Source organism: Desulfovibrio sp. (genome assembly GCF_035644575.1).
Taxonomy (GTDB): domain Bacteria; phylum Desulfobacterota; class Desulfovibrionia; order Desulfovibrionales; family Desulfovibrionaceae; genus Desulfovibrio.
On the sequence record NZ_DASQOG010000162.1, the window covers coordinates 1 to 8515 of the forward strand.

An 8515-nucleotide genomic window follows, 5' to 3' on the forward strand; every position below is an offset into this window, starting at 1 on the left:
CAAGATGGTCATGGACGGCGAGTATATAGTGGAGGCCGAGCCTGTGCTTGGCTACATCCACCGCATGCACGAAAAAATGGCCGAAAACCGCACCTGGGCGCAGTTTATGCCCAATACGGGCCGCATGGATTACCTGCATGCTCTGGCCTACAACCACGGCTATGCCTGTCTGGTCGAGCGCGCTGCTTCCATTGAAGTGCCGGAACGCGCCGAGTTCATCCGCGTCATAACCAATGAGCTGAACCGCGTTTCAAGCCATCTGCTCTGGTTTGGGGCTTTTGTGCTTGATCTTGGCGGGTTTTCGCCGCTTTTGTACGCCTTTGACGACCGCGAGCAGATTCTGGATCTGCTGGAATCCGTTACCGGGTCGCGCCTCACGTACTGCTACTTCCGCTTTGGCGGCGTGTACAACGATGTTGACGATGACTTTGTAAGAGGCACGCGGGCCTTTATCGCGCGTATGCGCAAGCGCCTGCCCATGTACCATTCCCTTGTTTCCAAAAACCTCATTATCCAGCAACGTCTTGTGGATGTGGGTTTTGTGCCTGCCGAGATGTGCCGCAAATACGGCGCAACGGGGCCTGTGGCGCGCGGTGCCGGCATTGCCTATGACGTGCGCAAGCACGAGCCATACGGCGTTTATGACCGCTTTACCTTTGACGTGCCCGTGTACACCGAGGGTGATTCCATGGCCCGCTACAAGGTGCGCATGGACGAAATTGAGCAGAGCCTGCGCATTCTCGAGCAGGCCCTCGACTATCTGCCCAAAGGCCCGGTTATGGCGGCCAAGGTTCCCAAAACCATCAAACCGCCCAAGGGCGACTATTACCACGCTGTGGAAACTGCGCGCGGTCTTTTGGGCATCCGCGCCGTCAGCGATGGCAGCGGCACCCCCTGGCGGCTCAAGTGGCGCACCCCCTGTTTTTCAAACCTGCTTGTTTTTGGCGAGGCGGGCAGGGGAATGCTGCTGCCCGATGCCCTGGCGCTGCTCGGCAGCCTTGACCTGGTGATTCCGGATATTGACCGCTAAGGAACACAGCCATGACGTTTTATTCCGAAATGCTGCGTCTTCTGGGGTATCTTGTAGGATTCCTTGTCTTTGTGGCGCTAAACGCGGCCTATCTGGTATGGGTTGAGCGCAAGGTGGCAGGGCATATACAGCGGCGCATAGGGCCCAAGGAAGTTGGCCCCTATGGCCTGTTGCAGCCGCTGGCTGACGGCTTCAAGCTCATGACCAAACAGGTGTTCATTCCCAAGGATGCCGACGGCGTGCTGTTCTGCCTTGGGCCTGTGCTGGTCATGACCCCGGCCTTCATGAGTTTTGTGACCATTCCCTACACCGAAGGGCTGGTGGCGCGTAACCTTAACCTGGGGCTGTTGGCAATCTATGCCTTTGCCTCGGTAAACGTGCTGGGCTTGCTGCTTGGCGCGTGGGGTTCGCGCAACAAATACGCGGTTATCTCCGCCGCGCGCGTGGTCTCGCAAAACGTGGCCTACGAAATACCCATGCTGCTGGTTGTAGTGAGCCTTGTTATGGTTATGGGCACCCTCAACCTCAGCGAAATTGTGGGTACGCAATCGGGCGGATTCTGGCACTGGAATGTGTTTCGCCTTTCGGCAAGTCCGCTCATGCCGGTTTCATTCATCATCTTTTTCATCTGCATGCTGGCGGAGACAAACCGCGCTCCCTTTGACATGGCCGAGGCCGAAAGCGAGCTGATCGCAGGCGCTTTTACGGAGTATTCCGGCATGGGCTTTGGCGTGTACTTTATGGGCGAGTACGCCAACGTGGTGGTGGGCGCCAGCCTGTTGACCCTGCTGTTTCTTGGCGGGTGGGATTGCCCGCTGGGGCTTTGGCCGGGGGCGCACTGGTTTGCCATCAAGCTTTACGGGGTCATTTTTACCGTAATCTGGGTACGCTGGACGTTTCCGCGCACGACCTTCTACGGCCTGCTGAACCTCTCGTGGAAGGTGCTTATCCCCATTGCGCTCGTCAACCTCATCATTACCAGCGCGTTGCTCAAGGTGCTGTAGTATGAACGCATATTTTAAAAATATCTTTTCAGGCGGGTGGAGCCTTTTTGTGGGCATGGGCATAACGCTGCGCTATTTTTTCAAGCCGGTGGTTACATCATCCTACCCGCGCGAGGTGCTGCCCATTCCGCCGCGCTACAGGGGCCATATCGACCTGGTGTACGACCCGGAAACCGGCACGGACAGATGCATTGTGTGCGGCTCGTGCCAGAAGGCCTGCCCCTCGGGCTGCATAGAGCTTGCGGGCGAAAAGCTGGACGGGGCCAAAAAGAAGACCCTCACGAGTTACAAACTGAACTTTACCAAGTGCAGCCTGTGCGGCCTGTGCGTGGAATCGTGCCCCACAGACGCGCTGACGTTTTCTCATGACTACAATTTGGCCGGGTTTGACGAGGCGGAGTACCACTTTGACCTTGTACGGCGGCTCAAGGAGCGTCCCTGATGTCCAGTCATGAAACTATGCAAACGCTGGCCGAGGGCATTTTCTGGTTCTTTGTGCTGGTGACGTTCTGCGGCGCGGTGCTGGCTGTTTCGGCGCGCACGCTCATACGCCGCGTGGCCGGGCTTGCCCTGTGCTTCACTGGCGTTGCGGGGCTTTATTACTACCTTTCCAGCCCCTTTGTGGCCTTTATGCAGATGCTTGTGTACGTGGGCGCGCTGTGCGTCACCATTACATTCGCCATCATGCTGGCTGAAACGTCGGACGCAAACCGCGCCCCGCGCCGCAACAAGCTGAGCCTGTTTCTGGGCGCTGCGGCCAGTTGCGCCATCACAGCGGCGCTTGTGGTGCAATCCATCGTGGCTCCCTGGCCGGAGACGCCTCCGGCCCAGATTGAGGGAACCATCGAGCGCATCGGGCAGGCCTTGCTGAGCACGTATTCCATGAGCTTTGAACTTATTTCCGTGGTTCTGGTGGTAGCCATGGTGGGGGCGCTCGCACTGGCCCGCCACGGGAGGGACAAGTGATGCACTACGCAAGCTTGAGTCAGTCTCTTGAAACCTATCTGGTCATCGGCGCGGCCTTGTTCGGCCTGGGGCTGTTTGGCATGGCCATGCGCCGTACCTTCATAGGCATGCTCATTGCGTCCGAGCTTATCCTCTGTGGGGCATCGGTCAACTTTATGGCCTTTGGGCGGTTTTGCGCGCCAGACACGGCAACCGGGCAGATCGCGGCTCTGTTTGTCATGGCCATCGCAGCGGCGGAAGCGGTCATTGTGCTTTCCATCATCATTGCGGTGTACCGGCTGTACCGATCTGTTGAAACGGACGCTCCGTCAGACCTCAAAGGTTAAGGGGAACAGCATATGGATATTGTTGAATCCGTCAGACCCCTGGCCGCCATACTTACAGCGTTGATCGGCGCATGCCTGATAATGCTGACGGGGCGTCGGCCCAACGTGCGCGAAACAGTTTCGTTTGTAACGGCGGTGGTCATGTTCTGCATCATCGCCTCCATGATCGGCGATGTTGCACCTGCGCCCATGGGGCACGGCCACACGCTGCACCTTACGCTTTTTCCCATACTACCGGGGCTTTCGGTGAGCTTTCGGGCGGATGCTTTTTCCATGGTGTTTGCGCTGGTTGGCTCGTTTTTATGGATTATCACCGTTTTTTACGCGGCAGGGTACATGCGCGGCTTGAACGAGCATGCCCAGACGCGCTTCAGCGCCTGTTTTGCCCTGACGCTTTTTGGGGCAATGGGCGTGGCCTTTGCCGACAACCTGTTTACGCTCTATCTGTTCTATGAAGTGGTGAGCGTGTGCACCTACCCCCTTGTGGCCCACCATCAGGATGCTGAGGGCTACGACGGCGCGCGCAAGTATATTGTGTACCTGACCACCACGGCAAAAGGGCTGGTGCTGCCAGCCATGATCGTCATCTACGTGCTCACGGGCAATCTGGACTTTGCCCACAACAGCCACACGGGCATTTTGTCCGCCGGGGCCAGCGATGCGCTGGCAACCGTGCTGTACGTTTGCTGCATTCTGGGTTTTGCCAAGAACGGCATCATGCCGTTCCACCACTGGCTGCCGGGCGCTATGGTGGCTCCCACGCCTGTTTCGGCCCTGCTGCATGCGGTGGCGGTGGTCAAGGTGGGCGTGTTCTGCACCACGCGCGTCATGCTCTTTGTGTTTGGCACCGACCTGATGAAAAATCTGAACCTTGGCGTGCCCACGGCCTACTTTGTATCATTTACCATTCTTGCGGCTTCCATCATTGCCCTGACCAAGGACAACCTCAAGGCGCGGCTGGCCTACTCCACGGTAAGTCAACTCTCCTACATCGTGCTTGGCGTGGCGCTCCTGACTGTAGACGGCATACAGGGCGGCATAGTGCACATCGCCAACCATGCATTCGCAAAGATAACGCTCTTTTTCTGCGCGGGCGCGATCTATGTGGCAACGCACAAAAAGTGCATTTCTGAGATGAGCGGCCTTGGGCGCTCCATGCCCTTTACCTTTGCGGCTTTTGCCGTGGCCTCGCTTTCCATGATTGGCGCGCCGCCCGTGGCAGGCTTTGTGACAAAGTGGAAGCTGCTGGTGGGCGCCATGGAAATGCCCACGCATTCTATGGGCATATTGCTGGTGCTGCTGGCAAGTACGCTCCTGAACGTGGCCTACTTTGCGCCTGTGACCTACAAGGCATTTTTCGGCAAAAGGCCGGAAGGTGAAGAAACGGGCATTCGTGAAGCTCCGCTGAGCATGGTTGTGCCCATTCTCATAGCGGCTGGCGTTTCCGTGTTCATCGGCATTTACCCCGATGCCATCATGTCCTTCGTGAAGGTGGTGACAGGATGATAGTGAACATCATCGAATTTTTCCGCGCCCGGCTCAAGGCCACCATCCGTGTGTGTCTGGTGGTGCTGGCGGCTCTGGTGGTGTGGGACGCCCTGTTTGTTTCAAAAGAGCATGTGCACACCTTTGTGGAACGCATACCCGGATTCTGGGCCGCGTTCGGCTTTGTCGCCTGCGTTGTGATTATCATCGTTTCCAAGTGGTTCGGCCATTTGGGCATTATGACCCGCGAGGATTATTACGATGACTGAGCCATGGATTCACCCCTCCGCAGTTCTGTTGCTGGGCGCGGTAATTCTGCCGCTGCTGCCCAAGGCCGTGCGCCGGATCTGTATTGTGCTTGTGCCGGTGCTGGCCTTTTGCGCCGTGCTGCTCATGCAGGGGCACAATGGCGAATATGGCGTGCTGCCCTTCATGAAATGGCAACTCATATTCGGCAAGGTCGATGCGCTTAGTATGGTTTTTGCCTACATCATGACCCTCATGTGCGTGATCGGCTCCATCTACGGCCTGCATGTGGAAGAAGCCGCGCAGCATTCCGTCGCCTGGACATATGTGGCGGGATCGCTGGGCGTCATCTTTTGCGGGGATTACCTGACGCTCTTCCTTTTTTGGGAGCTGATGGCCTTCTCCTCCGTATTTCTGGTGTGGTTCAGGCGGCGCAAGGAATCGCTGGCATCTGGCTACCGTTACCTGCTGGTGCACACTGCGGGCGGTCTGCTGTTGCTGGCAGGGCTTGTGCTGCGCTACCGGGCCACGGGCGATCTGACCTTCGGCCCCATCGGCGTGGCTGATCCGCAGCTCTACACCTACCTGATCATGGCCGGATTTATCCTCAACGCGGCTGTGCCGCCTCTGCATGCATGGCTGCCCGATGCCTACGGCGAAGCCACGGTGACAGGCGCGGTGTTCATGTGCGCCTTTACCACCAAAACCGCCGTGTATGTGTTGGCGCGCAGCTTTGCGGGCATGGAAATTCTGGTGCCGCTTGGCGTGTGCATGGCCCTGTACGGCGTTGTGTACGCCGTGCTTGAAAACGACGCCCGCCGCCTGCTGGCCTACCACATCATCAGTCAGGTGGGGTACATGGTGGCAGCCGTGGGCATCGGTACGCCGCTGGCCATCAACGGCGCCTGCGCTCACGCTTTTGCCCACATTCTTTACAAGGGACTGCTGTTCATGGGCTGCGGCTCGGTGTTGCACATGACGGGCGTGAGCAAGTTCACCCAGTTGGGCGGACTGTACAAAAAGATGCCCAAAACCTTTGTGTTCACCCTGGTGGGCGGACTTTCCATTTCGGCCTTTCCGCTGTTCAGCGGCTTTGTGACCAAGGCCATGATCGTTGCCGCCGGATTTGAGGCGCACAACTACTGGGCGGGATTTTTGCTCACCCTGGCCTCTGCGGGTACCTTCCTGCACACGGGCCTGAAGGTTCCGTACTTCATCTGGTTCGGCAAAAACAACTGCTCCAAGGAAACATGGGAGCGCGCGGGCGATCCGCCGCTCAACATGCAGGCGGCCATGGCCGTGGCGGCGTTTTTGTGCATCTTCATCGGCTGCTACACGCCGTACCTGTACGACATGCTTCCCTTCCCCGATGTGGCGGCGCAGTACCACCCCTACAGCGCGGCGCATATTTCTGAAACCTTGCAGATACTGTTGTTTACGGCCCTCGGATTCTTTTTGCTGCTCAAAAAGCTCACGCCAGAACCCACCATCAGTCTGGATCTGGACTGGTTTTACCGCATGGGCGGCAGGCTGTTCTACTGGTTTGCGCGCAAGCCCGTGCAGTCTGTGGACAATACCGTGGGCGAGGCCTGGAACCGGCAGGGCATAGTGCCGCTCATGCGTACGGCGCGCTTTTGGTCATGGTTTGACTGGCAATGCATTGATACGGTGGTTGACGGCACGGCCCGCAGTGTGCGCGCTCTTGGCGGCGTGCTGCGGCACGTGCAGAGCGGCAGCCTGCAAATAAACATCATTTCCATGGCCGCAGTGGTGGCCCTGGTGCTCACGCTGCTGGCTCTCGTTTGAGCCGGGGTGAAAGGAGATCGCCACAATGGATTTTCTGAGCATGAACACCTTGGGGTATCCCATCCTCAGCATCCTTGTTTTTCTGCCCCTGGCAGGGGCTGCCATTGTGCCTCTGCTGCCGGGGGAAAACGGGGTGCGGGTGTGGACGCTGCTGGTCACTCTGGCAAACGCCGTCATTTCACTGCCGCTGTTTACGCGGTTCAACCCCACATCCGCCCTGTACCAGTTTGCGGAGCACCACCCGTGGATTGCCAGCTTTAACGTCAACTACACCCTTGGCGTGGACGGCATTTCGCTGCTGCTGGTGATGATGACAACGCTCATCATGCCGCTGTGCGTGCTGGGGTCGTGGAAGTACATCCAGAAACGCGTAAAGGAGTTCATGATCTGCCTGCTGGTGATGGAAACATCCATGCTCGGCGTGTTCATGGCGCTGGATCTGGTACTGTTCTACGTGCTGTGGGAAGCCATGCTTATTCCCATGTATCTGCTCATCGCCGTGTGGGGCGGGCCGCGCAAAAGCTACGCCTCCATCAAGTTCTTTTTGTACACGTTGGCGGGTTCGGTATTTCTGCTGGTGGCCATTGTGGCCCTGTACATCAATCAGGGTACGTTCAGTATCCCCGCGCTCATGGGGCAGCAGTATTCCGAACGCTTCCAGCTGCTGGTATTTCTGGCCTTTTTCATCGCTTTTGCCATCAAGGTTCCCATGTTTCCCTTCCACACCTGGCTGCCTGCAGCCCATGTGGAAGCACCGACCGCCGGCTCGGTGATTCTGGCCTCTGTGCTGCTGAAAATGGGCACGTACGGCTTCTTGCGTTTTTGCCTGCCCATCACGCCCGGCGCGGCTATCGGGCTGTTGCCCGCCTTGCAGTGGCTCTCGGTAGCGGGAATCCTTTACGGCGGTCTTACCGCCCTCGCGCAGCAGGACATGAAGAAGCTCATTGCCTACTCAAGCGTGGGGCACATGGGTTTTGTGACTTTGGGCATCTTTGCCCTGAACCAGCGCGGGCTTGAGGGCGCGCTGCTCCAGATGATCAACCACGGCATCACCACAGGGGCTTTGTTCCTCTGCGTGGGTATGGTGTACGAGCGTTCGCACAGCCGCGAGCTTTCGGACGCCGCAGGGCTTGGCAAGTTCATGCCCATCTATGTGACGTATCTGACGTTTTTTTCGCTGTCGTCGCTGGCCTTTCCCGGCACAAACAGTTTTGTGGGCGAGTTCCTTATTCTTGCCGGGGCTTTTTTCAACAACAAGATCGTGGCGGTCTGCGCCATCCCCGGCGCAGTACTGGCGGCGGCCTATATGCTGCGCATGTTGCAGCGGGTGATCTGGGGCGGCACCAACAACCCCGACCAGTCGCGCATGTATGATCTTGGCTGGCGCGAGGCCGTCACTCTGGCCCCGTTGCTGGCGTTTGTTTTCTGGATTGGGCTGGCCCCGGAACCGTTTTTGCGCGTCATGAGGCCCAGCCTTGACCATTTGCTGGCGCAGACCGGCTACCATGCCCCGAGCGCACTGGCCCTTGCTGAACTTATTGCGCGTTGATGAACCCCAAGCACAGACATAAGGCCTACGCATGAACGCACATCTTTTTGCACCGGAACTGGTTCTTCTTGCAGGGTGTCTGCTGGCATTTTGCATGACTCTG

Annotated in this window: 9 protein-coding genes; all 9 read left to right on the forward strand. The window is 58.1% G+C overall.

The window, feature by feature from the left end:
* Positions 1 to 1030 (forward strand): NADH-quinone oxidoreductase subunit D (locus VEZ52_RS09445; protein ID WP_324836585.1); only part of this gene is annotated, 1030 nt, incomplete at its 5' end.
* An 11-nt stretch (positions 1031 to 1041) separates the two neighbouring features.
* Positions 1042 to 2034 carry an NADH-quinone oxidoreductase subunit NuoH gene (nuoH, locus tag VEZ52_RS09450; RefSeq protein WP_324836586.1) on the forward strand — a complete coding sequence of 331 codons (993 nt, stop codon included), beginning with the start codon at positions 1042 to 1044 and terminating at the stop codon, positions 2032 to 2034.
* 1 nt (position 2035) lies between these two features.
* Positions 2036 to 2476 (forward strand): NADH-quinone oxidoreductase subunit I, encoded by a 441-nt coding sequence (locus VEZ52_RS09455; protein ID WP_324836587.1) that lies wholly within the window; start codon positions 2036 to 2038, stop codon positions 2474 to 2476.
* Complete coding sequence (locus VEZ52_RS09460) at positions 2476 to 3000, forward strand: NADH-quinone oxidoreductase subunit J (RefSeq protein WP_324836588.1); 525 nt, start codon at positions 2476 to 2478, stop codon at positions 2998 to 3000. The genes VEZ52_RS09455 and VEZ52_RS09460 overlap by 1 nt, the downstream gene beginning before the upstream one ends.
* Positions 3000 to 3326 (forward strand): NADH-quinone oxidoreductase subunit NuoK, encoded by a 327-nt coding sequence (gene nuoK / locus VEZ52_RS09465; RefSeq protein WP_192111823.1) that lies wholly within the window; start codon positions 3000 to 3002, stop codon positions 3324 to 3326. Before VEZ52_RS09460 ends, nuoK begins: the two co-directional genes overlap by 1 nt.
* 12 nt (positions 3327 to 3338) lie before the next feature.
* Positions 3339 to 4832 carry a monovalent cation/H+ antiporter subunit D family protein gene (locus tag VEZ52_RS09470; RefSeq protein WP_324836589.1) on the forward strand — a complete coding sequence of 498 codons (1494 nt, stop codon included), beginning with the start codon at positions 3339 to 3341 and terminating at the stop codon, positions 4830 to 4832.
* A gap of 2 nt (positions 4833 to 4834) precedes the next feature.
* Positions 4835 to 5080 carry a hypothetical protein gene (locus VEZ52_RS09475; protein ID WP_215647596.1) on the forward strand — a complete coding sequence of 82 codons (246 nt, stop codon included), beginning with the start codon at positions 4835 to 4837 and terminating at the stop codon, positions 5078 to 5080.
* Complete coding sequence (locus tag VEZ52_RS09480; RefSeq protein WP_324836590.1) at positions 5073 to 6863, forward strand: Na(+)/H(+) antiporter subunit D; 1791 nt, start codon at positions 5073 to 5075, stop codon at positions 6861 to 6863. The genes VEZ52_RS09475 and VEZ52_RS09480 overlap by 8 nt, the downstream gene beginning before the upstream one ends.
* A gap of 25 nt (positions 6864 to 6888) precedes the next feature.
* Complete coding sequence (locus tag VEZ52_RS09485; protein ID WP_324836591.1) at positions 6889 to 8412, forward strand: NADH-quinone oxidoreductase subunit M; 1524 nt, start codon at positions 6889 to 6891, stop codon at positions 8410 to 8412.
* Positions 8413 to 8515: the final 103 nt, after the last annotated feature.